Source organism: Thermocrispum municipale DSM 44069, assembly GCF_000427825.1.
Classification (GTDB): Bacteria; Actinomycetota; Actinomycetes; order Mycobacteriales; family Pseudonocardiaceae; genus Thermocrispum; species Thermocrispum municipale.
Window position 1 is genome coordinate 330118 of the sequence record NZ_ATYT01000003.1, and the last position, 25983, is coordinate 356100.

The 25983-nt window shown below is 69.5% G+C and carries 21 protein-coding genes; 17 read left to right on the forward strand and 4 right to left on the reverse strand.

Features of this window, described 5'->3' with window-relative positions:
- Window positions 1-136: 136 nt before the first annotated feature.
- The 5 genes from yajC to YWM_RS0101545 all read left to right on the forward strand — a co-directional run bounded on the left by yajC (window position 137) and on the right by YWM_RS0101545 (window position 7323).
- Window positions 137-514: a preprotein translocase subunit YajC gene (gene yajC / locus YWM_RS0101525; protein WP_425426450.1), complete on the forward strand. Its 378-nt coding sequence runs from the start codon at window positions 137-139 to the stop codon at window positions 512-514.
- Window positions 515-668: 154 nt separating this feature from the next.
- On the forward strand, window positions 669-2456 hold the full coding sequence (gene secD, locus YWM_RS0101530) for a protein translocase subunit SecD (protein ID WP_028849220.1): 1788 nt from the start codon (window positions 669-671) through the stop codon (window positions 2454-2456).
- 1 nt (window position 2457) lies between these two features.
- Complete coding sequence (gene secF / locus YWM_RS21710; RefSeq protein ID WP_052344441.1) at window positions 2458-3726, forward strand: protein translocase subunit SecF; 1269 nt, start codon at window positions 2458-2460, stop codon at window positions 3724-3726.
- A gap of 60 nt (window positions 3727-3786) precedes the next feature.
- Window positions 3787-6105 carry a RelA/SpoT family protein gene (locus tag YWM_RS0101540; protein ID WP_028849221.1) on the forward strand — a complete coding sequence of 773 codons (2319 nt, stop codon included), beginning with the start codon at window positions 3787-3789 and terminating at the stop codon, window positions 6103-6105.
- Window positions 6106-6537: 432 nt separating this feature from the next.
- The gene (locus tag YWM_RS0101545) at window positions 6538-7323 is read left to right on the forward strand and encodes an enoyl-CoA hydratase-related protein (RefSeq protein ID WP_028849222.1); all 786 of its coding nucleotides are present in this window, start codon (window positions 6538-6540) and stop codon (window positions 7321-7323) included.
- A gap of 203 nt (window positions 7324-7526) precedes the next feature.
- On the opposite strand, the gene YWM_RS0101550 is transcribed toward YWM_RS0101545, so the two are convergent.
- Complete coding sequence (locus YWM_RS0101550) at window positions 7527-8465, reverse strand: peptidylprolyl isomerase (RefSeq protein WP_028849223.1); 939 nt, start codon at window positions 8463-8465, stop codon at window positions 7527-7529.
- 122 nt (window positions 8466-8587) lie between these two features.
- On the opposite strand from YWM_RS0101550, the gene YWM_RS0101555 reads away from it, so the two are divergent.
- Window positions 8588-9244 carry an MBL fold metallo-hydrolase gene (locus YWM_RS0101555; RefSeq protein WP_028849224.1) on the forward strand — a complete coding sequence of 219 codons (657 nt, stop codon included), beginning with the start codon at window positions 8588-8590 and terminating at the stop codon, window positions 9242-9244.
- Window positions 9241-9924: a hypothetical protein gene (locus YWM_RS0101560; protein ID WP_028849225.1), complete on the forward strand. Its 684-nt coding sequence runs from the start codon at window positions 9241-9243 to the stop codon at window positions 9922-9924. The genes YWM_RS0101555 and YWM_RS0101560 overlap by 4 nt, the downstream gene beginning before the upstream one ends.
- Here the strand turns inward: YWM_RS0101560 and YWM_RS21715 are convergent.
- On the reverse strand, window positions 9896-11041 hold the full coding sequence (locus YWM_RS21715) for a YibE/F family protein (protein WP_245565879.1): 1146 nt from the start codon (window positions 11039-11041) through the stop codon (window positions 9896-9898). The two genes, YWM_RS0101560 and YWM_RS21715, sit on opposite strands and share 29 nt — an antisense overlap.
- A 785-nt stretch (window positions 11042-11826) precedes the next feature.
- On the opposite strand from YWM_RS21715, the gene aspS reads away from it, so the two are divergent.
- A complete protein-coding gene (aspS, locus tag YWM_RS0101570) occupies window positions 11827-13602 on the forward strand; it encodes an aspartate--tRNA ligase (RefSeq protein WP_028849226.1) in 1776 nt (591 codons plus the stop codon).
- A gap of 4 nt (window positions 13603-13606) precedes the next feature.
- On the opposite strand, the gene YWM_RS21720 is transcribed toward aspS, so the two are convergent.
- Complete coding sequence (locus tag YWM_RS21720) at window positions 13607-14158, reverse strand: DUF309 domain-containing protein (protein ID WP_052344510.1); 552 nt, start codon at window positions 14156-14158, stop codon at window positions 13607-13609.
- A gap of 32 nt (window positions 14159-14190) precedes the next feature.
- On the opposite strand from YWM_RS21720, the gene YWM_RS0101580 reads away from it, so the two are divergent.
- On the forward strand, window positions 14191-15363 hold the full coding sequence (locus YWM_RS0101580) for a phosphotransferase (RefSeq protein WP_028849227.1): 1173 nt from the start codon (window positions 14191-14193) through the stop codon (window positions 15361-15363).
- 48 nt (window positions 15364-15411) lie between these two features.
- Window positions 15412-16758, forward strand: coding sequence for a replication-associated recombination protein A (locus YWM_RS0101585; protein WP_028849228.1), 1347 nt, complete (start codon window positions 15412-15414; stop codon window positions 16756-16758).
- Between the two features lie 57 nt (window positions 16759-16815).
- Here YWM_RS0101585 and YWM_RS0101590 read toward each other — a convergent pair whose 3' ends face one another.
- Entirely contained in the window at window positions 16816-17532 is a 717-nt protein-coding gene (locus tag YWM_RS0101590) for a PE-PPE domain-containing protein (RefSeq protein WP_028849229.1), read from the reverse strand.
- Window positions 17533-17682: 150 nt separating this feature from the next.
- On the opposite strand from YWM_RS0101590, the gene YWM_RS0101595 reads away from it, so the two are divergent.
- From YWM_RS0101595 to YWM_RS0101625, 7 genes are all read left to right on the forward strand, one after another.
- The gene (locus YWM_RS0101595; RefSeq protein ID WP_028849230.1) at window positions 17683-18642 is read left to right on the forward strand and encodes an LLM class F420-dependent oxidoreductase; all 960 of its coding nucleotides are present in this window, start codon (window positions 17683-17685) and stop codon (window positions 18640-18642) included.
- Between the two features lie 81 nt (window positions 18643-18723).
- Window positions 18724-19137 (forward strand): DUF948 domain-containing protein, encoded by a 414-nt coding sequence (locus YWM_RS0101600; RefSeq protein WP_028849231.1) that lies wholly within the window; start codon window positions 18724-18726, stop codon window positions 19135-19137.
- The gene (locus YWM_RS0101605; protein ID WP_028849232.1) at window positions 19134-19466 is read left to right on the forward strand and encodes a hypothetical protein; all 333 of its coding nucleotides are present in this window, start codon (window positions 19134-19136) and stop codon (window positions 19464-19466) included. Before YWM_RS0101600 ends, YWM_RS0101605 begins: the two co-directional genes overlap by 4 nt.
- Before the next feature lie 74 nt (window positions 19467-19540).
- Window positions 19541-22210: an alanine--tRNA ligase gene (gene alaS, locus YWM_RS0101610; protein ID WP_028849233.1), complete on the forward strand. Its 2670-nt coding sequence runs from the start codon at window positions 19541-19543 to the stop codon at window positions 22208-22210.
- Complete coding sequence (gene ruvX / locus YWM_RS0101615) at window positions 22207-22713, forward strand: Holliday junction resolvase RuvX (protein ID WP_028849234.1); 507 nt, start codon at window positions 22207-22209, stop codon at window positions 22711-22713. The genes alaS and ruvX overlap by 4 nt, the downstream gene beginning before the upstream one ends.
- A gap of 956 nt (window positions 22714-23669) precedes the next feature.
- Window positions 23670-25040 carry an endolytic transglycosylase MltG gene (mltG, locus tag YWM_RS25020; protein WP_084612125.1) on the forward strand — a complete coding sequence of 457 codons (1371 nt, stop codon included), beginning with the start codon at window positions 23670-23672 and terminating at the stop codon, window positions 25038-25040.
- Entirely contained in the window at window positions 25006-25890 is an 885-nt protein-coding gene (locus YWM_RS0101625; RefSeq protein ID WP_052344442.1) for a shikimate dehydrogenase, read from the forward strand. The genes mltG and YWM_RS0101625 overlap by 35 nt, the downstream gene beginning before the upstream one ends.
- The last annotated feature ends 93 nt before the right edge of the window (window positions 25891-25983 follow it).

Sequence of the window (25983 nt, forward strand, 5' to 3'; positions counted from 1 at the left end):
TGGGCGCAACAGCCGGGGCGTAGACTGGCACACTCGGCTGGGACGCGGACTATGTCAGCCCGTCACAGGCGGACGTGTACACAATCGGGCGCCGCGAGTGCCCAAACAAGGGAGCAACATGGAAATCCTCCTTCCCATGTTCTTGGCACTGCTTGTGCTCATGATCTTCAGCGTGCGCAAGCAGAAGAAGATGATGGCTGCGCAGCAGGAGCTGCAGGACAGCCTCAAGCCCGGCGACCGCGTGATGACCACCTCCGGTCTGTACGGCACGGTGGCCGACGCCAGCGACGACACCACCATCGACGTGGAGATCGCCGACGGTGTGGTGACGACGTGGCTGCGCCAGGCCATTCGGGAGAAGGTCGGCCCGGTCATCGAGGACGACGCGGAACTGACGGACACCGACGCCGACGACACGACCGAGGTCGAGGCCTCGGCCGACGAGGCGGACGAGCGTGCCGAGAAGACCGAGGGCGCGCAGGTCGCGCCCCCGCTGGAGCACGGCACAAAGTAGCCGGCGGCCAGGCGTCACATCAGGCTCACGCGGCACGGAGTACAGTCTCCGTGCCGCGCGGGGTCAGATGTGACCAACACCCCGCGGCGATCCGTCACCAGTCAACTTCGGGCCGCCTCGTCGTGCAGCCCCGTCGAGGAGGAGTAGTACTCCCGTGGCACCACCTGCCGGGACCATCCGACCCGGACGCTACCTGGCGATCTTCCTGTTGATCGTCGTCGGCCTGTACAGCCTGGTGTTCTTCACCGGCGACGGTAAGCCCGTTCCGAAACTGGGCATCGACCTGCAAGGCGGCACCAGCGTCGTGCTGACCGCGCGCACGCCGGACGGCTCCGAGCCGTCGCGTGACTCGCTGAACACCGCGCGGTCGATCATCAACCAACGTGTGGACGGCCTGGGCGTCAGCGGCGCCGAGGTGGTGCTGGACGGCAACAACATCGTCATCACGGTGCCGGGGTCGGACAACTCCGAGCAGGCCAAGACGCTCAGTCAGACGGCCAAGCTGGGCTTCCGTGAGGTCATCGCGGGCCCGTTCGACCCGGCACAGTTGGCGGCGGCGGACGACGAAGGCCAGGGCGACTCCGGCGACGAGGACTCCGGCGACAAGAAGGACGAGGAGTCCAAGGGCGACAAGCCGAAGGCCTCCTCCGGCGGCGAGGGCAACAACGGCAGCGGCGGTGGGAGCGCGCCTGCCTCGGCCGCGGACCGGGCACCTGCGCAGCAGCCGGAGAACGACGACAACCTCGACGAGGAAACCAAGAAGCAGATCGCCGCGGCGCGCAAGGTGCGGCAGAGCAAGGACCTGGCCTCGCAGGACCAGAACAAGCAGAGTGCGGCGATCGAGGCGGCGGTCAAGGCGCTCGAGGGGTGCGGGCCCAAGTTCGACGACCCGCTGCGCGGCAACGACCGGCCGGACCTGCCGTTGGTGGCCTGCCACCAGAAGCAGGAGAACTCCGACGCCGGGCCGCAGGCGTACGTGCTCGGTCCGGTGGTGCTGGACGGCACGATGGTCTCCAACTCGACGTCCAGCGTGAACCCGGACGGCGCGGGCTACCAGGTCAACATCGACTTCACCAGCGAGGGCAACGAGAAGTGGTCCGAGCTGACCGCGCAGCTGGCGCAGAAGTCGAAGATGCAGCCCACTCCGGCGCTCGTGGCGTTCGTGCTGGACACCGAGGTGGTGTCCGCGCCGCAGGTGACGCAGCAGATCAGCGGCAACACCAGGATCACCGGTGACTTCAGCGAGCAAGAGGCCCGCGACCTCGCGGAGATCCTCAAGTACGGCTCGCTCCCGCTGTCGTTCGAGACGCAGGACGCCCAGTCGGTCTCGCCGACGCTGGGCCTGTCCTCACTGCGTGCGGGTCTGATCGCCGGCGCCATCGGCCTGGCGCTGGTCGCGCTCTATTGCTTGTTCTACTACCGGCTGCTGGGCGTGTTGTTGTTCGCCTCGCTGGTCCTCACCGCCGGCGTGGTCTATCCGGTGATCATCTTGCTCGGCCGGTCGGTGGGCTACACACTCGACCTGGCCGGGGTCGCCGGTTTGATCATTTCGGTCGGTGTCACCGCCGACTCGTTCATCATCTACTTCGAGCGGATCAAGGACGAGATACGCGACGGCAGATCGGTCCGGTCCGCCGTGCCGCGGGCATGGGTCCGGGCCAGGCGCACGATTCTGTCCGCGGACGCGGTGGTCCTGCTGGCCGCGGTGGTGCTCTACATCCTGGCCATCGGCCAGGTGAAGGGCTTCGCGTTCACCGTCGGCTTGTCGACCGCGCTCGACCTGTTGGTGGTGTTCCTGGTGACGCACCCGCTGATGGTGGTGGCCGGGAACTGGAAGATCTTGAACAACCGGGCACTGTCCGGACTTGGTCTGGTGCAGGACGCCGGCCGCGAGGTCGCGGCCCGGCGGAAGGCCCGCACGGCGACGGCGAAGGGGGTCTGAGGTGGCGGACGAGACGACGCAGCCGCCGGAGGCCCCGGCCGCGCAGAAGAAGCCGAGTGTGTTCGCCCGGCTGTACATGGGCACCGGCGCGTTCAACATCGTCGGCAAGCGCAAGATTTGGTACACCGCGACCGCGGTGCTGCTGCTGATCTGCATCGGCAGCATGATCTTCCGCGGGTTCAACCCGAGCATCGAGTTCGTCGGCGGCACGAAGATCCAGATGCCTGCCATCTCCGCGGAAGGCCGGATCAGTGCCGACGACGCCAAGCAGGTGTTCGCCGAGGCGATGGGCGAGGACCCGGTCGCCGTGCAGGAGGTCGGCGGCGGCCAGGACGCCACGATCGAGATCCGCTCGGAGACGCTGAGCAACGCGCAGGTGGTCGAGCTCAAGGACGCGTTGTTCGAACAACTGAAACCGGTCGGATCCGACGGTGAGCCGGATCGGGGGACGATCAGCGACCGGGCGCTGAGCGGCTCGTGGGGCGGGGAGATCACCCGCCAGGCGATCATCGCGTTGGTCGTGTTCCTCGGGCTGGTCGGACTGTTCCTGGCCTTCTACTTCGAACGTTGGATGGCCGTCTCCGCCCTGCTCGCCCTGGGCTTCGACCTCACGGTGACCGCGGGCGTGTACTCGCTGGTGGGCTTCGAGGTCACGCCGTCGACGATCATCGGCCTGCTGACCATCCTGGGCTTCTCGCTGTACGACACCGTGGTGGTGTTCGACAAGATCAAGGAGAACAGCAAGGGCCTGCTCAACCTGACCAGGAACACGTTCGCCGAGGTGTCCAACCTGGCGGTCAACCAGGTGTTGATGCGGTCGATCAACACGTCGCTGGTCACGCTGCTGCCGGTGCTGGCCCTGTTGGTCATCGGCGTCGGCCTGCTCGGCGCGGGCACGCTGAAGGACCTCGCCTTGGTGATGTCCGTCGGTACGGTCGCGGGCACGGCGTCCTCGGTGCTGCTGGCCACCCCGCTGTTGGTCGACTTCAAGATGCGGCACCCGGAGTACCAGGAGCACGAGCGCAAGGTGCTGGCACGCCGGGCGCAGACCGAGCAGCGCAAGGCCGAGCGGGCCACCGTCACGGTGGACGACGAGGAGCTCGAGGGCGAGCTGCGCAACGAGAAGGCCTACGCGGCCGCTTCGAGCGTGCCGGGCCGCACGTTGAAGCGCATCGATCAGCAGCGCGCGGCGGGCAGGCCGACCGGCAAGCGAGCGGCGCGGGGCAGCGGCCGGCCGACCGGGAAGCCCACCGGCAAGCGTCGTCGCTGAGCCGAGCGAGCTAACCTGGTAATTCATCAGGCCGCGCCGGAACGACGTGAGGAGGTGCGGGTGAGCCAGGAACTCGACTCGTCGGCGGGCACTTCCGCGGTCGCGCCAACGCCTGGGTCCGGCAGGCCCGCGACTCCGTCGGCGACCAAGCGGGTGCGTGCCCGGTTGGCCAGGCGGATCACCGCGCAGCGCGCCGCCTCGGTCAAACAGGTGCTCGAACCGCTGGTGGCGGTGCACCGGGAGCTGCACCCGAACGCCGATCTCGCCCTGTTGCAGCGGGCCTACGACGTCGCCGAGGAGCTGCATCGCGATCAGCGCCGCAAGTCCGGCGACCCGTACATCACGCACCCGCTGACCGTCGCCACTATCCTCGCCGAGCTCGGCATGGACACCACGACGCTGGTGGCCGCGCTGTTGCACGACACGGTGGAGGACACCGGCTACTCGCTCGACCAGCTGCGTCAGGACTTCGGTGACGAAGTCGCGCACCTGGTGGACGGGGTGACCAAGCTGGACAAGGTCAAGCTGGGCACGGCCGCGGAGGCGGAGACCATCCGCAAGATGGTGATCGCGATGGCCCGCGACCCGCGGGTGCTGGTGATCAAGCTGGCGGACCGGCTGCACAACATGCGCACGATGCGCTTCCTGCCGCCGGAGAAGCAGGTGCGCAAGGCGCGGGAGACGCTCGAGGTGCTCGCCCCGCTGGCACACCGGCTGGGCATGGCCACGGTGAAGTGGGAGCTGGAGGATCTGGCGTTCGCCATCCTGCAGCCGAAGAAGTACGACGAGATCGTCCGGCTGGTCGCCGACCGCGCGCCGTCGCGGGACAAGTACCTGCACCGGGTGATCGACGAGCTCAACAAGCACCTGGCCGAGTCGAAGGTCGAGGCCAAGGTCGAGGGCAGGCCGAAGCACTACTACTCGATCTACCAGAAGATGATCGTCCGCGGGCGCGACCTGGACGAGATCCACGACCTGGTCGGCGTGCGGATCCTGGTCGAGGACGTGCGGGACTGCTACGCGGCCATGGGCGTGGTGCACGCGCTGTGGCAGCCGATGCCCGGACGGTTCAAGGACTACATCGCGCAGCCGCGCTTCGGCGTGTACCAGTCGCTGCACACCACGGTGATCGGCCCGGACGGCAAGCCGCTGGAAGTGCAGATCCGCACCTACGACATGCACCGCACCGCCGAGTACGGCATCGCCGCGCACTGGCGCTACAAGGAGTCCGGCGGCACCCACCGCAGCCCGGCCAACGTGGACGAGATGGCGTGGATGCGGCAGCTGCTCGACTGGCAGCGGGAGGCCGCGGATCCGGGCGATTTCCTCGAGTCGCTGCGCTACGAGATGGCGACCAAGGAAATCTTCGTGTTCACGCCGAAGGGCGATGTGATCACGTTGCCCGCCGGGTCGACGCCGGTGGACTTCGCCTACGCGGTGCACACCGAGGTCGGCCACCGGTGCATCGGCGCCCGGGTCAACGGCAGGCTGGTGCCGCTGGAGCGGAAGCTGGACAACGGTGAGGTCGTCGAGATCTTCACCTCGAAGGCGGAGAACGCGGGCCCGAGCCGGGACTGGCTCGGCTTCGCCGGATCGGCCAAGGCGCGGGCGAAGATCCGCCAGTGGTTCGCCAAGGAGCGCAGGGAAGAGGCCATCGAGGCGGGCAAGGAGGCCATCTCCAAGGAGATTCGCCGGGCAGGCCTGCCGCTGCAGCGGTTGATCTCCGCCGACGTGATGGGCGCGCTGGCCACCGAGCTGCGCTACAACGACATCACCGCGCTGTACGCAGCGGTCGGCGAAGGCAATATCAGCGCCAAGCACGTGGTGTCGCGGCTCGTGGCGTTCATCGGCGGGATGGAAGAGGCCGAGGAGGAGCTGGCCGAGCGGTCCACGCCGTCCACTATCAGCCGCAGGCGCGCCTCCAACGACGTCGGGGTGATCGTCAAGGACGCCGGTGACGTCTGGGTGAAGCTGGCTCGCTGCTGCACTCCGGTGCCCGGTGACGAGATCCTGGGTTTCGTCACCCGCGGCGGCGGGGTCAGCGTGCACCGGACCGACTGCACCAACGCCGACGACCTGCGTGCTCAGCCGGAGCGGCTGGTCGAGGTGGAATGGGCGCCGTCGGAGAACTCGGTGTTCCTGGTCGCGATCCAGGTCGAGGCACTGGACCGGCACCGTCTGCTGTCCGACATCACCAAGATCCTCGCCGACGAGAAGGTCAACATCCTGTCGGCGTCGGTGACCACGTCGCGGGACCGGGTCGCCATCTCCCGGTTCTCGTTCGAGATGGGCGACCCGAAGCACCTCGGCCACGTGCTCAATGCGGTGCGCAAGGTGGAGGGCGTCTACGACGTGTACCGCGTGACGTCGGCGTCCTGATCACACAAGAGGTTCGTGATCAAAGACGTGGCGTTGTCTTCCTCACCGCCTGCGCCGTGAACCCGGTCCGGTCCACCGGCCGTGTACCGGTCGACATCGTCACCAGGCCGGGGTCATCCGCCCAGCGAGCTGAACGGCGGTGTCGGCAGCGGCTGTGATCCAGCGCTGTGCCTGGCTCGGGCCGAGCGCATCGACCGCTCGGCCCGGCCGGTGGCAGCGCTCTGGGTCACCTACCGACCACTGGCGAGGGTTTGTACGCCCCGTCAGTACCGGCGTCCGGCAATGAGAGGCATGCGCCGCGGGGTGATCGTGCGGCGATGCAGCAGGGACCTCATTGCCGGGCGCCACTTCTGGGTGGGCTGTTACGCGGCGGCCCGTGAGCCTGGCAACGCAACGCTTCCGAGCGGCCGACGAAGCCGTAGGGTGCTGGTCATGGTTGCCGGCCTCGAGTTCACCGTCGATGCCGAGTCGGGCATCGCTCGCTTGATGTTCAACCGTCCGGAGAAGCACAACGCGATCACGTTCGAGATGTGGCAGGCCATCCCGGACGTGGTGGCCACGGTGGAGTCCGATCCGGCGGTGAAGATCCTCCAACTCACCGGGGCTGGTGGCTCGTTCTCCGCGGGCGCGGACGTGGGCGAGTTCCGGCAATTGCGCGCAGAACCGGCCGACGCCGCCCGCTACGACGAAGCGGTGCTCGGCGCGGTGCGTGCCCTGCACGACATGGTCAAGCCGACGGTGGCGGTCATCCAGGGCAACTGCATCGGGGGTGGATGTCAGATCGCGGTCGCGTGCGATCTGCGGTTCGCGGCCTTTAGGTCGCGGTTCGGCATCACGCCCGCCAAGCTCGGCATCGTCTACGACTTCGAGTCGACCAGGCAGCTGGTGTCCCTGATCGGTCCGGCGCACGCGCGGTACCTGCTGCTGTCCGCCGAACTGCTCGATGCGCGTCGGGCCCGGGAGATCGGGCTGGTCAACGAGGTGTTCGACGCCGACGAGTTGCCGTCGGCCGCCGACCGATTCGCCGCGACCATCGCCGGCCGGTCGCAGTCGTCGGTGCGGGGAATGAACCGGATCATCAACAAGATCAGCGCCGGGCAGCGGGAAGCCGACGACGAGGTGCACCAGATCCGGTTGAGCGCGCTGACCGGGGAGGACTACGCCGAGGGGGTCGCGGCGTTCCTCGAGCGCAGGCCACCGCGGTTCACGTTCCGCTGAGGCACCCGACCTAGGCGGCGGACGGCCGGGCACTCCGGCTGCCGTGGCCTCTTCGCGGCGGACAATGCAGGACAATCAGGCACCCTGGCTGCAGTGGCCCCGTCGCGGCGGCACATCACGGCATCGGGCTCCCGGCTGCCGCGAGCCCTTTGCTGCGGACACATCAGGGCGACCGACTCCCCGGCTGCGGCGGTCCGACCCCGCTAGCTCTTGACCGACACCTCGGTGAACTTCACCTCGAGATTCGGCTTGCCCGTGCCGTCCCCGTTCTCGATCAGCGACTTGGGTTCGATGCCCTTGCGCGCCACCTTCTCCAGCGTCTTCAGGCCTTCGTCGGAGATGGTGCCGAACACCGTGTACTGCGGTGGCAGCATCTGGCCGTTGGTCATGTTGGCCGTGCCGTAGATCAAGAAGAACTGGCCGCCGCCGCTGTTCGGGGCACCGGTGTTGGCCATGGCCACCAGGCCGCGGCCGTACTTGGACTTCTTGTGGAACTCGTCCGGAACGGTGTAGCCGGGGCCGCCCTGGCCGGTGCCCGTCGGGTCACCGCACTGCAGCATCTGCAGGCCCTGGATGCCGAGCCGGTGGCACGACGAGCCGTCGTAGTAACCCTGCTCGATCAGGCTGACCATGCTGTTCACCGTGCACGGCGCCAGCGCACGGTCCATCTCCATGCCGATCTCGCCCGCGGTGGTGTGGAACGTGACGTTCACCTTGCCGGACGCGGGGGCCTTGGTGCCCTTGGGCAGGTCGACGTCCTTGGCCGGTTCCTCGCCCGACTTGGGGTACTTGCACGAGGTCGGGTCGTCGAACGGCTTCGGCTGCGGGACCGGCTTCATCCGCTTGGACGGGATCTTCAGCTCGCGGACCATCTTGTCCGAGATCTTCTTCGCCTCGTCCAGCTGCTTCTTTTCCTCCGCCTTGCGTTCCGCGGCGGCCTTGGCCTCCCGCGCCGCCTCGGCCCTGGCTTCCTGCCGCGCCTGGTTGACGAACATCAGCACGAGGGCGATCACGGCGATCACCGCCACCCCGATGGCACCCGCGGCGATGATCCGATTGCGCTTCGCCCGAGCCGCCCTGGCCTCGATTTGGCGTTCCAACTTGCGCTTCGCGGCTTCGCGGCGCTGCTGGTTCGTCGACACAGGCCCTCCTGGGTGGTTGTCGCCGATGGCGTATTCGGGCGGATTCTAGGGTGTGCGGGTGTCAAGCCCTCGTGTAGGTCGCCGGGGCTGGCCTGCTCGGCCACTACCGGTACCCTGGCGGCGTGCTTGTGGTGGGGTTTCCGGCCGGAGCGTTTCAGGCCAATTGCTACCTGGTGGCCGCCGACACCGGGCAGGACTGCGTGATCATCGACCCGGGGCAGGACGCCGAGCAGGGCATCGAGAAGGCGCTGCGGGAGCATCGGCTGAACCCGGTCGCGGTGCTGGCCACCCACGGGCACTTCGACCATGTCTTCGCGGCGCAGAACGTGGCGGACGCGCACACCATCCCGGTCTACATCCAGCCGGAGGACCGGGTGTTGCTGTCCGATCCGTTCCGTGGGCTCGGCCCGCAGCTGGCCGCGATGTTCGGCGGCCAGGTGCAGATGCGCGAGCCGCGGGACGTGGTGGAGCTGACCGAGGACACGCTGAGCGTGGCCGGGTTCGAGTTCACCGTCGACCACGCCCCCGGGCACACGCCCGGCTCGGTGATCTACCGGGTGCGCAACGAGGAGGGCGGCCAGGTCGCGTTCACCGGCGACGTGCTGTTCGCCGGATCGATCGGCCGCACCGACCTGCCTGGCGGTGATCCCGAGGTGATGCAGCGTTCGCTGAAGGAGAAGGTGTTGACGCTGTCCGACGACACCGTCGTGCTCCCCGGGCACATGGGAGCGACGACGATCGGTAAAGAACGCGCGAGCAACCCGTTCCTGCAGTCATGAGCGAGACACCCGAGCAGGCTTCCCGGCCGGAGCCCGGCCGCGAGTCCGGTGAGCGCATCCTGCTGCACGGCACCGATCCGCAGCAGCGGCGCAAGCGACTGGTCGGCGCCCTGATCGTCATCGTGCTGCTGGCCGCGGCGGTCGGTGGCATCGTCGGGCTGATCGCCGGCCGCACCGGAGGGCTCATCGCCGCCGCCGTGGTGGGGTTGCCGTTGTTGCTGTTGACGTCCTACTCGCTGCGCAGGCAGGTGTGGCTGGAGGGCAACGACCTGGTGGTACGCACCTGGGGCACGCGCCGCCTGCCGGTGGCGGAAGCCACCAGGGTGGACGTGGTGATCACCCAGGTGCGCGGCGCCCGCACGGTCGGCCTGCTGGTGGGCGGCAAGCGCACGTCGGTGAAGGTCGACCTCGCCGTGTATCAGGGCACCGGTCTGCAGGCGGCCGGCCGCGAGATGGGCATCGTGCCGCTGCGCAGGCTGGCGAACGCGTTGATGAACAACACCGAGGTCAACGGCATGGTGTTCGCCGAGCTGCTGGTCGCACAACTGCGTGCCGAGGCCAAAGGCGACGGGCTGGAGGACCGGCCGCTGTACCGGTTGGCCACTGCCGCACCGGGCGACAAGCTCGCGCAGCGCTACAGCATGCAGGCGATCAGCCGGTTCGTCGCTTCGCTCGACTGATCTGCGGCGCGCCGAGCGGTTCGCGGTGCACCACCAACGCGGCAACCGCCGTGGTGACCGGAACGGCGGCGATGATGCCCAAGCTGCCCACGAGTGTCCGGAGCACCTCCTGGGCGATGTCCTGCGAGGTCAGGATCGTGCCGAGGCCGACCCCGGAGATCGCGGTGTAGAGCATCACCGGCAACGCTGCCCCGGCGTAGGCGAGCACCAGCGTGTTCACCGCGGAGGCGACATGGTCCCGCCCGATCCGCAACCCTGAGCGGTACAGCTCCCGCCAGGTCAGCTCGGCGTTCGCTTGCCGCAGTTCCCAGACCGCGCTGGCCTGCGTGACGGTCACGTCGTCGAGGACACCGAGCGCGCCGATCACCACGCCGGCGAGCAGCAGCCCTCGGGTGTCGATGCCGTGTCCCAGGGAGCTGATCAAGGTCGCCGTCGGCTCGTCCAGGCCGGTGAGCTGCGCCAACCCGGAGAAGATCGCCGCGAACACTCCGATCAGCACCAGGCTGACCAGCGTCCCCAGCACGGCGACCGTGGTGCGGGCGGAGACGCCGTGGGTCAGATACAGCGTGGCGAACATGATCAACCCGGCCGCGGTGATGGCGACCAGCAGCGGATCCCGTCCGTCGAGAATCGCAGGCAGCACGAACAGTGCGAGCGCGCCGAACGTGAAGATCAACCCGATCAGCGCGCGCAAGCCCTGCCACCGGCCCAAAGCCACCACCGCAAGCGCGAACAACGCCGCGAGCAGCAACAACGGGAGGCCGCGCTGGAAATCCTTGACCTGGTACGCGTCGGGGGTGGTGGGGTCGCCGCCGGTGTAGGCGAGCACGATGTCGTCGCCCGCGGCGAACCGCGGGGTGGTGGGCTGGATCGGGATGAGCTTGCGCAGCGTCGTGCCTTCGGCTTCGCCCTCGGTGAGCCGGAGCGTCAGCGTCAGGCAGCGCTGCGGGCCCTTGTCGTCCGGTGTGTCGGCAACGTTGACTTCGCCGGGCTTGGTGCACGACCCGGCCGCGACGGCGGTGACGGTGGCGCCGATGGGCCGGCCCGAGTCGATGGTGCTGTCCGGCAGATCCCCGGACGGCCACAACGCCACCGTGCCCGCCAGCGCGGCCAGCACGAACGGAGCCAGGAGTGCAGCGAGGATCTTGCGCAGGCGGTCGGAGGCCGGGGGCGGCGGTTCGTGGGAATGGCTGTGCGCATGCGAGATCCGCGGCGGTTCCGGGGAGTCGCCGGGTGCGCGCGGCGGCTCGGGGGAGTCGTCGCGGGACCGAGTGCTGGGGGCCGGTTCGGGGGTGGGGTCTGCCGGCTGGTGACGCTCCGGCCGGTTGGGGGAGTGGTCGCGGGACCGGGAGCTGGGGGCCGGTTCGGGGGTGGGGTCTGCCGGCTGGTGACGCTCCGGCCGCTCGGGAGTGTGGTCGCGTGCGCGTGGTCGCTCGGGTGAGTCGTCGCGTGATCGATGCCGCCGGGCCCGCTCACCAGAGTCGCCACGTGATCGCGGGCCCGGTTGCGGCGGAGGGGCGTCGCGATGTGACGGAGCGCGGGAGTGGCCGCTCGACCGGGAGCTCTGCGGTGGTTCGCCACGCCGCCGCTGCGGAGCGTGTCGACCACGCGCATCTGCTGGTCGACGCGGTCGGCTGCCGGCATCCGGAGTGACGCGGGGGATCTCCTCGGTGGGGTCTGGCACCCGCCTCCGGCGGTCGTTGTGCGGGGGTTCGGGTCGCGTCACCCCTCGCCTCCTGTCTGTCCGGCCTACTCGCACGTCCGACAACGCTGTCGGTCCGGCGGCAGTATGCCAGCGGCGATCGGGCCCGCTGAGACGAAACCGGTGGCAGGCGGCTCCGCGGCGTTGGTTAGCCTTGCCGTCTTGGGAGAAGACCGACGAACCGAGAGGCAGCGATACTCGTGCTCCGCACCCACGAAGCCGGCACCTTGCGTGCCGAGCACGCCGGCCAGACCGTCACGTTGACCGGTTGGGTGGCCCGGCGGCGTGATCACGGCGGCGTCATCTTCATCGACCTGCGCGACGCGTCCGGGGTGGCGCAGGTCGTGTTCCGGGAAGGCGAGATGGCCGAGCGCGCGCACGGGCTGCGCTCGGAGTTCTGCATCCAGGTCACCGGTGAGGTGGCCAAGCGGCCGGAGGGCAACGAGAACCCGGAGATCGCCACCGGTGAGATCGAGGTGCTGGTCACCGACCTGACGGTGCTGTCGGAGTCCGCGCCGCTGCCGTTCCCGGTGGACGACCGGGTCGACGTCGGTGAGGAGACCCGGCTGCGCTACCGCTACCTGGACCTGCGCCGGTCCGGTCCCGCGCGGGCGCTGCGGCTGCGCAGCGAGGTGAACCGGGTGGCCCGGGAAGTGCTGCTCAACCGCGGCTTCGTCGAGGTCGAGACGCCGACCATGACCCGCTCCACGCCGGAAGGCGCGCGGGACTTCCTGGTCCCGGCCCGCCTGCGTCCGGGCAGCTGGTACGCGCTTCCGCAATCGCCGCAGTTGTTCAAGCAGCTGCTCATGGTCGCGGGCGTCGAGCGGTACTTCCAGATCGCCCGCTGCTACCGGGACGAGGACTTCCGCGCCGACCGGCAGCCCGAGTTCACCCAGCTGGACATCGAGCAGAGCTTCGTCGACCAGGACGACGTCATCGCGCTGTCCGAGGAGATCCTGGTCGCGCTGTGGAAGCTGATCGGGTACGAGATCACCACCCCGATCCCGCGGATCAGCTACGCCGAAGCGATGGCGAAGTACGGCACCGACAAGCCGGACCTGCGCTTCGACCTGGAGATCACCGACCTCACCGAGTACTTCGCCAGCACCCCGTTCCGGGTGTTCCAGGCGCCGTATGTCGGTTCCGTCGTGATGGAAGGCGGTGCCTCGCAGCCGCGGCGCACGCTCGACGCCTGGCAGGACTGGGCCAAGCAGCGCGGCGCTCGCGGCCTGGCCTACGTCCTGGTGCAGGAGGACGGCTCGCTGACCGGTCCGGTGGCCAAGAACCTGTCCGAGTCCGAGCGTGCGGGCCTGGCCGAGGCCACCGGCGCCAAGCCGGGCGACTGCGTGTTCTTCGCCGCAGGCAAGCCGAACGAGGCGCGCGCCCTGCTCGGTGCGGCGCGGGTGGAGATCGCCAACCGGCTCGGCCTGATCGACCCGAACGCCTGGTCGTTCGTGTGGGTGGTGGACTTCCCGCTGTTCGAGTCGGCGGCCGAAGCCGAAGCGGGCGGCGAGGTCGCGGTCGGCAGCGGCAACTGGACCGCGCTGCACCACGCGTTCACGTCACCGACACCGGAGTGGCTGGACAAGTTCGACAGCGACCCCGGCAATGCGAAGGCCTACGCCTACGACATCGTCTGCAACGGTAACGAGATCGGTGGCGGGTCGATTCGTATCCACCAGCCGGACGTGCAGCGCCGGGTCTTCAAGGTCATGGGCCTGTCGGAGGAAGAGGCGCAGGAGAAGTTCGGCTTCCTGCTCGACGCGTTCCAGTACGGCGCGCCGCCGCACGGCGGTATCGCGTTCGGCTGGGACCGCATCTGCGCGCTGCTGACCGGTGCGGACTCGATCCGCGAGGTGATCGCCTTCCCGAAGTCCGGCGGCGGGTTCGACCCGTTGACGTCGGCTCCTGCGCCGATCACCGAGCAGCAGCGCAAGGAAGCGGGCGTGGACGTCAGGCCCGAGCCACAAGGCTGAGCGACTACTCCTGGGAATGCGCACGCAACCGAGGACTGCGCTCGGCGACCGAGTCCGGCAGCCTGCCGGATTCGACCTCCGCGGCCAGTTCGTCCGCCCATGCCCGCAGCCCGTCGACGTCGATGCCGTGCGGCTGCCGGCCGGCGTACGGACCCAGGTTCGCCGCTCCCCGGCGGAGCAACCGGACGCTCCCGCGCGGATTGCCGCGGCCCGCGTGGGTCAGCCCGACCGCCAGCTGGGCCAGCGCCTGCCACAGCGGCTCCCGGCCACCCGGCCGGTCGTCCCCGGCCTTCCACGCGTCCTCGAACACCTCGTGGGCGTGGAACGGCCTGCCGGCGTCCAGCAGCCGCTGGCCCTCGTCGAGCGTCTCCGCCACCGTGCGCACGACGCCCTCGGGCTGCCGCTGCACCCCCGGCGTGCCGTAGGGGAGCGGGCGACCCAGCCCGTCGCGCGGCCGATTGTTGCGCGGCCTGCCCGTTTCGTCCCGGTCCCGGGTGGCTCGCGGGGCGCCTCGGCCCCGGGATTTGCCCGTCGATGCTCCGCTGGTGCTGGTCATGGTGACTGCCACGCTAGTAGGGTCGGCCGTTGATGCGTGTGGACACTCCTTCAACCGGCGATGATCTGCTCGCCGAGGGGCCGGAGGAGGATCAGCTGCAGGCGGCCGTGGCCGCTGCAGAGTCGGTTCTCGCCGATCGATTCGGGTCGCCCATCACGTTGACCGATCCAGAAGACCTCGCCGGCAGCGGACCGGCCGTCGTGGTGCGCGTGCGGGTGGCGTCCTCGCCGTTCTCGTTGCCGAAGACGTTGGTGGTCAAGCACTACCGACGACAGTCGGCGTTCGCTACCGAGGCCGCGAGCTACCAGCTGTTCACCGCGCTGACCTCGGAGGAACGGATGTGCCCCGAGCCGATCGGGCACGACAAGACGCGCGGTGTGCTGGTGCTGTCCGACCTCGGGCTGGCTCCGACGCTGGAGGACAAGCTGCACCAGCGGGACGCGCGCGCCGCCGAGCGGGCATTGCTGTCCTGGTCGCGAGCCCTGGGGCGGGTGCACGCCACCACGGCGCGCCGGGAGGCGGATTTCAACGCCTTGCTGCGGCGGCTGGGCGGCACTCCGTCCTGCGACGACGAGGCGCAAGCCGCGGTGGCGGCCCAGCTGCCTGCGGTGCTGCAGGACGTTCTCGGAGTCTCGACGTCGGACACCGTGCGGGAACAGGTCTCGGCCGCCCTTGCCAGGGTGCAGGCCGCGACCTTCCGGGCGTTCTCCCCGGTCGACCTGTCGCCGGAGAACAACCTGGTGACCAGCAGCGGTGTGCGATTTCTGGATTTCGAGCACGGCCAGGTGCGCAATGCGTTGCTCGACGTGGCGCACATGCGAGTGCCGTTCGCGTTCTGGCAGGGCGCACTCGCGTTGCCCGCGGGCATGAGTGAGGCGATGATCGCCGGCTGGCGTGCGGAGGTCGTGTCGGTGTGGCCGCGGCTGGCCGACGAGTCGGTGTTCTCCGAGGCGTTGCTCGACTGCCAGCTGATGTGTGTGTGGCAGCAGACGCACCGCGAGCTGCCCGGCCTGGCCGCGAGCGTCAACGGCGCACAAGCGAGCAGCAGGCCGGCCGCGCTGGTGTCGTGGTGGCAGGAGCTGTCCAAGCAGGCGGCGTTCGCCGGTGCCGACGACCTGGCCGACCACGCGGGAGCCGTGGCCGCCGGGCTGGACGAGCGATTCGGGCCAGGTCTCGAGTTCGCTCCGTATCCGGCGTTCGCGTGAGGCGGCCGTAGCGGCCTGGTCGACGGTCCGGCGCGGTAGCGTCGAGGTGTGCAGGACGAACTGTTCACCGTCAACCCGGCGCTGGAGGAGTCGTCGTCGGGCGAGCAGACGCCGGTCGACCCGATGGACCCGTTGGCGGTCCGGATGCGCCCGCGCTCGCTCGACGAGGTAGTCGGTCAGGATCACCTGCTGGGGCCGGGGGCGCCGCTGCGCAGGCTGGTGGAGGGCGCGACGCCGGCGTCGGTGGTGCTGTTCGGTCCGCCGGGTACGGGGAAGACCACGTTGGCCTACCTCATGGCGGGGGCGACCGGGCGGCGCTTCGTGGCGCTCTCGGCGCTGAATTCCGGCGTGAAGGAGCTGCGCGCGGTGATCGCCGAGGCGCGGCGCAGACGCTCCCACGCGGCCGAGAACACCGTGCTGTTCATCGACGAGGTGCACCGCTTCTCCAAGACGCAGCAGGACGCCCTGCTCGGCGCGGTGGAAGATCGCACCGTGCTGTTGGTGGCTGCGACCACCGAGAATCCGTCGTTCTCCGTGGTGGCGCCGCTGCTGTCGCGGTCACTGGTGCTGCAGCTGCGTCCGCTGACCGACGACGACATCCGCGAGGTGCTGGCCCGCGCGCTGGCCGACGAACGTGGCTTGGCGGGCAAGTACGAACTCACCGAAGAAGCCGCCGCTCACCTGGTGCGGCTCGGCGGGGGAGACGCACGCCGCGTGCTGACCGCGCTCGAAGCCGCCGCGGACGCCGCCGAAGAGGGCACGATCGACCTGGCGACGGTGGAGGCCACGGTCGACAAGGCGGCGGTCCGCTACGACCGCGACGGGGACCAGCACTACGACGTCATCAGCGCGTTCATCAAGTCGATCCGCGGCTCGGACGTGGACGCCGCCCTGCACTACCTGGCGCGGATGATCGAAGCGGGTGAGGACCCCCGGTTCATCGCGCGCCGCCTCGTGGTGCACGCCAGTGAGGACATCGGGATGGCGGACCCGACGGCATTGCAGACCGCGGTTGCCGCCGCGCACGCCGTGCAGTTCATCGGGATGCCGGAAGGGCGGTTGGCGCTGGCCCAGGCGACGGTGCATCTGGCGACGGCGCCGAAGTCGAACGCGGTGATCAGCGCGATCGACGGTGCGTTGGCGGACGTCCGGGCGGGCAAAGCGGGCAGCGTGCCGCCGCACTTGCGCGACGGTCATTACGCCGGCGCCGCCAGGCTCGGCCACGCGCAGGGTTACCGGTACCCGCACAACGTTGCCGAAGGTGTGGTGGAGCAGCAGTATCCGCCGGACGGGCTGGTGGGCAAGGACTACTACCACCCGACCGAGCGCGGAGCGGAGCGGCCGATCGCGGAGCGGATTCAACGGCTCCGGAAGATCGTGCGCGGCGAACGCTGACCACGAAGATGCCCGCGGCCGGGTGGGTAGCCGCGGGCATCTCGGGGGCGGGGTCGGTCAGCAGGGGCCGACGCGGGGCCACCAGTGGTTGCCATGCACCACGTGGTCGGCCAGCGTTTCCGGCATGACCTTGGACGGGTAGCACGGGTGCTGGATCACGTAGCCGCCCGGCGCCTCGATGGTGTTGAAGTGGCAGACGCCGTCGGTCTCGATGCAGTAGCGCTCCACCGGGATGCCGCCGAAGTCGGTGCGCCCTGGTCCCGGCGAGGTGAAGCCGAACGCGCTCATCCCCTTGGGCACGATGGCGCCGATCCCGGTGCCCGGGTGCATGGGGTCGCCGTAGAGCGAGCCGGAGACCTGCGACTTCGGCACGCCGATCCGGCCGTCCGCGACGTCCTCGAGCACCAGGTTCGCCACATGCGCACCCTGCGAGAAGCCGACGACGACGAACTCGCCGCCGGGATCGTTGGCGTAGGCCTGCTCCAGCACCGCGCGGGCCGCCCGGTGACCTTCCGCCACGCTCGCGTCGTAGGAGATCCCGAGCTGGCTGCACGCGGGGTTGCCCGCCGCCGGGTAGTGCACCCGCAGCGGGACGCCGCCGCGGAGATCGATGTCGTTGTAGGCATCGGCGTTGGGGTCGCACGTGCCACCGATCAGCACGAAGTACCGCGCACCCTGCTGATTCGCGGGCTCGGCCACCGCCGACGCGCTCGTTCCGACCAACAACGCGACCGCGGCCGCAGCCGCCAGGCCTGCCAGGAGTTTTCTCTTCACCGCTCCATGCCCTTTCCCGTGGATGATCCACGGCGGACATTAGCGAACAATATTGTTCGTAGACATCCTACGATCGGGTAGGTATCGGCATCCGGGTCGACTCGGAGCTGTTGCGCGACTGGTCGCCCGCGGCGTGCAAGACTCGGTCCCATGAGCGTGCGCTTCGGAGTTTTCGTACCCCAGGGCTGGCGGTTGGATCTGACCGAGATCGCCGACCCGGTCGAGCAGTGGGAGGCGATGACCGCGGTGGCCAAGGCGGCCGACGCGGGCCCGTGGGATTCCATCTGGGTCTACGACCACTTCCACACCACGCCCGAGCCGACGCAGAACACCACGTTCGAGGCCTGGACCACCACGGCAGCGCTGACCAGGGACACCAGCAGGGTCAACGTCGGGCAGATGGTGGGCTGCAACGGTTATCGCAACCCCGCGTTGTTCGCGAAGATGGCCTCCACGGTGGACGTGATGAGCCACGGTCGGCTCTACGCGGGTCTCGGTGCGGGCTGGTACGAGCACGAATGGAAGGCCTACGGCTACGAGTGGACGTCGCTGAAGGACCGGATGGCGGCGTTCGCCGAGGCCACCGAGATCGTCTACCGCATGTGGACCGAGGACGAAGTGGTCTTCTCCGGCCGCTACCACTCGGTCGACAAGCCGATCAACGAGCCGAAGGGTGTGCGTAAGCCGCACCCGTCGCTGTGGCTCGGTGGCGGCGGTCCGAAGGTCACACTGCGGTTGGTCGCCCGGTTCGCTGACGCGGCCAACTTCGGCAACGGCGACCCGGAGAAGATCACCGAGAAGGCGGAAATCCTGCGCAGGCACTGCGACGAGGTGGGGCGGGACTACGACGAGATCATCAAGTCGACCAACATCAACATCCTGCCGATCGACCGTGGTGACGACCCGGAGGAAGCGATGGCGCGGGCACACGTGGGCGACCCGCCGAGGTGGCGCTCCGGCTGGGGCCTGATCGGCACGGACGACCAGATCGCCGCCAAGATCGAGTCGGTGCTGGAAGCGGGTGTCGACTACGTCAACTTCTACATTCCCGGTCTTGCCTACGACCTGGACCTGTTGGCCCGCGCGGAGGCGATCATCAAGCGGTTCTGACGCCCGGCCCGCTCCTGCCGGCGCCGATGGTCCACGGTAGCCTGACCTCCATTCTCGGCAGCTGACGTCTCTGGAGGAACCTTGTCCGCTGGCCAACTCGCGGCGTTGATCGCCGCAGGCGCTTTCGTGCTGCTGGTCATCCTGCTGGCGGTACCTCTGCTGAAGCTGGGCCGCACGCTGGACGAGGCGACGATCGCCATTCGCAAGGCCCACGAGAACACCGACCCGATCCTGCACGGCGCCAACGACACGCTGACGCACGTCAACACGCAGCTGGAGCGGGTCGACGGGGTCACGGCCAACATCCAGCAGGCCTCCAGCAACGTTTCCGCCCTGACCTCGGTGTTCACCGCGACGCTCGGTGGGCCGTTGGTGAAGACCGCGGCGCTCACCTACGGTGTGCGCAAGGCCATCAAGGCCCGCAGGGAGGCCAAGGCCGACACCGCGGGCCGTTCCCGGCGGGCCGCCAAGGGACGGAAGCGGGGCCGCCGATGAAGCGCACATTCTGGTTCGGCCTCGGCGTGGTCTCCGGCGTGGCACTGACTCGCAAGGCCAGCAAATCGGCTCGTCAGGTCACGCCCGCAGGGTTAGCCTCGAATGTGGGCGATGCGATCCGCGAACTCGCAGGCGCCCTCGGTTCGTTCGGGGCGGACGTCCGAGCCGGGATGTCCGAGCGTGAGCAGGAGTTGCAGGAGCAGGTGAAGCGCGACACCGGGATCGCCGTGCGGCCGGCCCAGGCGCGTCCGCGCGCGGGCAGGCACGCGTCGGCTGCCCGGGCGAACCCGCGTCCGGCGTCGCGTCGAGCGCCCAAGGCAGACGCCTGACGCCGCGCAGGCGTTTGCCGCCCGAACCCGCTCACCCTCAGCCGTAGCTCGCAGAACCCGTAGGACGAAAAGCCGTGCAGACACATGAGATCCGAGAACGCTTCCTGAAGCATTTCACCGAGCGTGGACACACCGAGGTCCCCAGCGCGTCGCTGATCCTGGACGACCCGAACCTGCTGTTCGTCAATGCAGGCATGGTGCAGTTCAAGCCCTACTTCCTGGGCGAGGCTCCGCCGCCGTACCCGCGCGCGACCAGCGTGCAGAAGTGCGTGCGTACCGGCGACATCGACGAGGTCGGCAAGACCACCCGGCACAACACGTTCTTCCAGATGGCGGGCAACTTCTCGTTCGGCGACTACTTCAAGGAAGGCGCCATCGAGTACGCGTGGGACCTGGTCACCAAGTCGCAGGCCGACGGTGGCTACGGGTTCGACGAGAGCCGGCTGTGGGTGACGGTCTACGAGCACGATGCCGAGGCAGCGGCGCTGTGGCGCAAGGTCACCGGCATCCCGCAGGACCGGATCCAGTACCGCTCCGCCGCGGACAACTACTGGGACATGGGTGTGCCCGGCCCGGGCGGCCCGTGCTCGGAGATCTACTACGACCGCGGCCCGGACTACGGCCGGGAGGGCGGTCCCGTAGTGGACGAGGACCGCTACCTGGAGATCTGGAACCTGGTCTTCATGCAGGAGCTGCGCGGTGAGGTCAGCCCGAAGCAGGGCGGCCCGGTGCTCGGCCCGCTGCCGAAGAAGAACATCGACACCGGGATGGGTATCGAGCGCGTCGCCTACCTGCTGCAAGGCGTCGCCAACGTCTACGAGACGGACCTGGTGCGCCCGGTGATCACCAAGGCGGAGGAGATCTCCGGCCGTCGCTACGGTCAGAACCACACCGATGACGTGCGGTTCCGGGTGATCGCCGACCATGCACGCTCCGGCGTCATGTTGATCGGTGACGGTGTCACGCCCGGCAACGAGGCCCGCGGCTACGTACTGCGTCGGCTGTTGCGGCGCATCGTCCGGTCGGTGCGGCTGCTGGGTGTGCACGAGCCGGTGCTCGGCGAGTTCGCCGCCGTGGTGCGCGACGCGATGGCTCCGTCGTATCCGGAGATCGCTCGCGACTTCGAGCGCATCAACGACGTCATGCGCAACGAGGAAGAGGCCTTCCTGGCCACGCTGACCAGCGGGTCGCGGATCTTCGATCTGGCCGCTGCGGAGACCAAGAAGAGCGGCGGCAACCTGCTGTCCGGCGAGAAGGCCTTCCAGCTGCACGACACGTACGGCTTCCCGATCGACCTGACCCTGGAGATGGCCGCCGAGCAGGGCCTGCAGGTCGACGAAGAAGGCTTCCGGTCGCTGATGGAGCAGCAGCGGCAGCGCGCCAAGGCCGACGCGGCCCGGCAGAAGGTGGGCGTGGCCGACCTGTCGGAGTACCGCAAGCTGCTCGAACAGCACGGCGAGACCGAGTTCCTCGGCTACACCGACCTGCAGGCCACCGCACGCGTGATCGGCCTGCTCAAGGACGGTCAGCCGGTCAAGTCGGTGCGGGCAGGGGACAAGGCCGAGCTGGTGCTGGACCGCACGCCGTTCTACGCCGAGTCCGGTGGTCAGATCGCCGACACCGGTGTGCTGGTCGGCGAGGGCGGCGAGGTCGAGGTCCTCGACGTGCAGAAGGCCGTGCCCGGGCTGTTCGTGCACAAGGTCAAGGTGACGCAGGGCGAGATCGGCCTGGACACCACGCTGACCGGCTCGGTGGACGAGGCCCGCCGGATGGCCATTCAGCGGTCGCACTCGGCCACCCACCTGGTGCACGCCGCCGTGCGCGGCGCCTACGGGCAGCGGGCCGCGCAGGCCGGTTCGCTGAACTCGCCCGGCAGGCTGCGGTTCGACTTCACCTCGCCGAAGTCGGTGTCCACCGACGTGCTGACCGAGGTCGAAGAGGAGGTCAACGACTACCTGCTCACCGACGTCGAGGTGCAGGCGTACGTGACCTCGAAGGACAAGGCGCTGGAGATGGGCGCTGTCGCGCTGTTCGGCGAGAAGTACGGCAACGAGGTCCGCGTCGTCGACATGGGCGACTACTCGCGCGAACTGTGCGGTGGCACCCACGTGGAGCGCATCGGGCAGCTCGGCCTGGTCAAGCTGGTGTCCGACTCGTCGATCGGTTCCGGCGTGCACCGGGTCGAGGCGCTGGTCGGAACCGACGCGCTGCGCTACGTGCGCAAGGAGCAGCTGCTCGTCTCGCACCTGGCAGGCACGTTCAAGGTGCCCGCCGACCAGCTGCCGTCGCGGATCGAGGACGTGCTGACCCGGCTGAAGAACGCCGAGCAGGAGGTCGAACGGCTGCGCACCGAGCAGGTCCTGTCGTCGGCCGGGAGCCTGGCGGAAGAGTCCCGGGACGTCGGCGGGGTCTCGCTGGTGGCCAAGCAGGTGGCCGACGGCGTGGACGCAGGCGGCCTGCGCAAGCTCACCTCCGAGGTGCGGAACCGTCTCGGGGCCCGGCCCGGTGTGGTCGCGCTGTTCTCGGCCAACGACGGCAAGGTCAGCTTCGCGGTGGCCACCACCGAGCAGGCGCGCGACAAGGGCATCGCGGCGGGCAAGCTGATCGGTCAGTTCGCCGAGCAGGTCGGCGGTCGGGGCGGCGGCAAGCCGGACCTGGCCCAAGGTGGCGGCGGCAACCCGGCAGGTGTCGACCAGGCGATCGCGGCGCTCGAGCACGCCGTCCGGTCGGGAGCTGCCGGTTGACGCGGCGGCCCGACACCCCCGGCGCGGACGACCCGGGGCCGGGGCGGCGGCTCGGAGTCGACGTCGGTTCGGTGCGGGTCGGTGTGGCGTTGAGCGATCCGACGCCGGTGTTGGCCACACCACTGGTTACCCTGGCTCGCGATGCCGACGACGACACCGACCTTGCTCAGCTCGCCGAGCTGGTGGCCGAGAACGACGTGGTGGAAGTAGTGGTTGGTCTGCCACGGACCTTGGCCGACCGGCACGGCGCTGCCGCCGATGCCGCTGTTGACTACGCGGAGCGGCTCGCCGAGCGCATCACCGGTGTCCCGGTGCGACTGGCCGACGAACGGCTGAGCACTGTCACGGCGTCGCGCATGCTGTCGCAGCGCGGGGTGAAGGGCCGCAAACAGCGGGCGGTCATCGACCAGGTTGCTGCGGTGGAGATCTTGCAAGGGTGGCTCGATGCCCGCGCGTCGTATCGGGCCCGCCACGTCGACCCACAAGGCGGGATGCCGAGGTGACTGGACGCTTCCCGGACGACGAGCAGAACGGCAGGCCGCGCAGGCAGCCGCCGCGCAGAGTGCCGCCACCGGGTGCTCGTCGCTCCGGACGCCCGCAGCCACCGGACGAGCCGCGCGGGGAGCGGCCGCGGCGGGCATCTGCCGATCCACGGACCCAGGGGAGGCGCCGACCGCCGAGTCAGGCTCCCCGGCCTCAGCAGGACGCCCCACCTCGCCGCCCGCGCGGGCCGCGCGTGGTGGATCCGCGGTCGTTGCCGCCGGGCGGGGTTCCACCGGTCGACGCACGGGAGCCGTTCTCGCCGGGCGACGAGCGGGAGTGGTCCCCGGCGGGCGACGAACGACAGTCGTTGCCGGCGAGCGAGGGACGCGAGTCGTACCCGCGGCGAGGCGCCGGACCGGATTCGCTGCCACCCGGCGGCGTTCCACGACGCCCGGGGGCGGACCCGGGGCCCCCGCGAGCGGTCAGCCCCGATTCCGTGCCGACGCACGTGGTGCGTAGGGGTCGTGGCCCGGGGGCGCGGCGCGGCGCGGATTCGCCGCCGCATGGCGTGCCGGGACCGGATGCTTACGAATCCTTGCCGCCTGGTGGTGTTCGCCCACCCGGTGGTCCGGACTCCCACCGCCCAGGCGGGCCGCCGCACGCCGGTCCGAATTCGCTGCCTCCTGGTGGGGTTCCGCCTGCGGCAGGTCCGGACTCGTTGCCTCGTGGTGGGGTTCCGCCGGCCGCGGGCCCGGACTCGCTGCCTCCCGGTGGGGTTCCGCCGGCGGACGCAGGTTCACTCCCCCCTGGCGGGGTGCGGCCACCCGGTCGAGGGCTGTCGCCGCGACCAGGCGGGCCACCCAGGCCCTACGCCGGCAGGCCGCCGGGCGGACCGAGGCCCACGCCACCGGGGCCACGGTCACCGCAGCACGACCATGTTCGGCAGTATGAGCACGTTCCGTTCGACGGTTCGGACATGGGCAGGAACCCAGCCATGCGTTACGAGGAAGAAGCACGTCACGACGCCGGCTTGGAGGCCGACGATCGCTATGACGAGCGCGCCGATTTCCCAGACGGCGAGGAAGAACGCTACGCGGACGAGTACGACGAGCACTACGACGAGTACGAGGATGCCTACGACGACCATCCCGTCGGTGCTCTGCTCGGTGACGAACCGCCCGACGATCCTCCGCGCAGTCGGCGCGGACGGCGGCCCACGCGGCGTTCCTGGCCTCGTCGCCTCGGTGGATGGGTGCTCGCCGTCGCACTGATCGGTGCCCTGGCCGGCGGCGCATGGTACGGCGCGAAGGAGTTGCTCGGCTTCGGGTACGAGGACTTCGAGGGCGCGGGCAAGGGCGACGTGGTGGTGCAGGTCGTCAACGGGGATTCGACCGCGGCGATCGCCGAGCGGCTGGCCAAGGCCGGGGTGGTCGCCAGTAGCGACGCGTTCCTGGAGGCGGCGGAGAACAACGAGGCGATCCGCGCCATCCAGCCGGGCTACTACCAGCTGAAGAAGCAGATGTCCGGCGCTGCGGCGGTGAAGGCGATCGTGGCCGACGGCGCTCGTGTCGGCCATGTGCAGATTCGCAGCGGAACGCAGCTGGACGACTTGAAGCACCCGAACGGCAAGAAGATCCCGGGCATCTACACGCTGTTGTCCCGGGCGACGTGCGCCAAGATCGACGGCAAGAGCACGTGCGTGTCGACCAAGGAACTACGCAAGGCCGCCGAGACGGTGAACCTGACCGAGATCGGCGTGCCCTCGTGGTTGGCCGAAGGCGCCGAGAAGGCACCGAAGGAGCGTCGCCTGGAGGGCATGGTGCTGCCCGGCGTGTACGACGTCAAGCCGGGCTGGAGCGCTGAGGAAGTGTTGAAGGAAGTGCTGTCGAGCTCGGCGGCGCAGTTCGAAGCGGCCGGATTGCCGGACGCGGCGAAGGCGACCAAGCGCAAGCCCTACGAGATCGTGGTCATCGCGTCCATCGTGGAGCGCGAGGCGGTCACCCACGACTTCGGCAAGGTCTCCCGGGTGATCTACAACCGGCTGGACGAGAACATGCGGCTGGAGATGGACTCCACCATCAACTACGTGCTCGACCGGCCGCACATCCGCACGTCGCCCGAGGACAGGGCCAGGCCGGGGCCGTACAACAGCTACCGCAACACAACGCTGCCGCCGACTCCGATCTCGTCCCCGAGTCCGGAGGCGATCACCGCCGCGTTGAAGCCCCCACAGGGGTCGTGGCTCTACTTCGTCAAGTGCGAGAAGAACGGGCTGTCCTGTTTCGCCTCCGACTTCGACCAACACGAGAAGCATGTCAAGGACGCCAAGAAGCGCGGTGTCTGGTAGCGGAGCCCGGCGGGCGGCGGTGCTGGGCAAGCCGGTGGCGCACTCGCTGTCCCCGGTGCTGCACCTGGCCGCCTACCGGGCGCTGGGCCTGAACGACTGGACCTACGAGCGACTGGAAGCCGACGCGGAGCAGCTGCGCGAGCTGGTAGGCGGCTTCGGCGCGGAGTGGGTAGGCGTGTCGGTCACCATGCCGGGCAAGCACGCCGCCCTGGAGTTCGCTACGGAGTCCACGGCGCGGGCGCAGGCCGTCGGCGCGGCCAACACGCTGGTCAACCTGGGCGAAGGCCGGTGGCGCGCGGATTGCACCGACGTGGACGGTGTTGCGGGCGCCGTGCTCGCGGTGTGCGGGAAACCGCCGACGGATCGGCCCGCCGTGGTGCTGGGCGCCGGTGGAACAGCTTCCGCCGCGGCCGTGGCGTGCGCGGAGCTCGGGTTGTCGGCGGTACGGTTCGTGGTGCGCGAGCCCGCGCGGGCCGCTTCCGCCGTCGCCGCCGCACAGCGCGTGAACCTGTCGGTGGAGGTCGCGCGGTGGGCCGAGGTCGACTGGGGTGAGGTGGCCGCCGAGGCAAGCGTGCTGGTCAACACCACACCGCCGGACGCCGTCCGCCCGCACGCGCGACAGCTGGCCGACGCGGCGAGGGTTCTCGACGTGATCTACCACCCGTGGCCGACGCCGTTGGCCGAAGCGGTGCTGACGGCCGGTGGGCAGCTGGCGACGGGGTTGGACATGCTGCTGCACCAGGCGTTCGGGCAAGTGGAACAGTTCACCGGGCGCCCTGCGCCCCGGGAGGAGATGCGGGCGGCCTTGCGTGAGGCAACGGGGGGAGTGCACGAGCTACCGCTGGGCTGACGCCGCTGGAGGCGAGTGCGCTGGGCTGAGCAGGCTGGAGCCGTGAAAGCCGGCCGTGAGAGGCTGGACGGTCGGCCGCTGGCCGAAGCGCGC

Coding starts and splice junctions, on each gene's coding strand:
- yajC (WP_425426450.1), top strand. CDS start 137: ATGTTCTTGGCACTGCTTGTGCTCATGATCTTCAGCGTGCGCAAGCAG.
- YWM_RS0101545 (WP_028849222.1), top strand. CDS start 6,538: ATGGTTGCCGGCCTCGAGTTCACCGTCGATGCCGAGTCGGGCATCGCT.
- YWM_RS0101560 (WP_028849225.1), top strand. CDS start 9,241: ATGAGCGAGACACCCGAGCAGGCTTCCCGGCCGGAGCCCGGCCGCGAG.
- YWM_RS21720 (WP_052344510.1), bottom strand. CDS start 14,158: ATGACCAGCACCAGCGGAGCATCGACGGGCAAATCCCGGGGCCGAGGC.
- YWM_RS0101580 (WP_028849227.1), top strand. CDS start 14,191: ATGCGTGTGGACACTCCTTCAACCGGCGATGATCTGCTCGCCGAGGGG.
- YWM_RS0101595 (WP_028849230.1), top strand. CDS start 17,683: ATGAGCGTGCGCTTCGGAGTTTTCGTACCCCAGGGCTGGCGGTTGGAT.
- YWM_RS0101605 (WP_028849232.1), top strand. CDS start 19,134: ATGAAGCGCACATTCTGGTTCGGCCTCGGCGTGGTCTCCGGCGTGGCA.
- mltG (WP_084612125.1), top strand. CDS start 23,670: ATGGGCAGGAACCCAGCCATGCGTTACGAGGAAGAAGCACGTCACGAC.
- YWM_RS0101625 (WP_052344442.1), top strand. CDS start 25,006: ATGTCAAGGACGCCAAGAAGCGCGGTGTCTGGTAGCGGAGCCCGGCGG.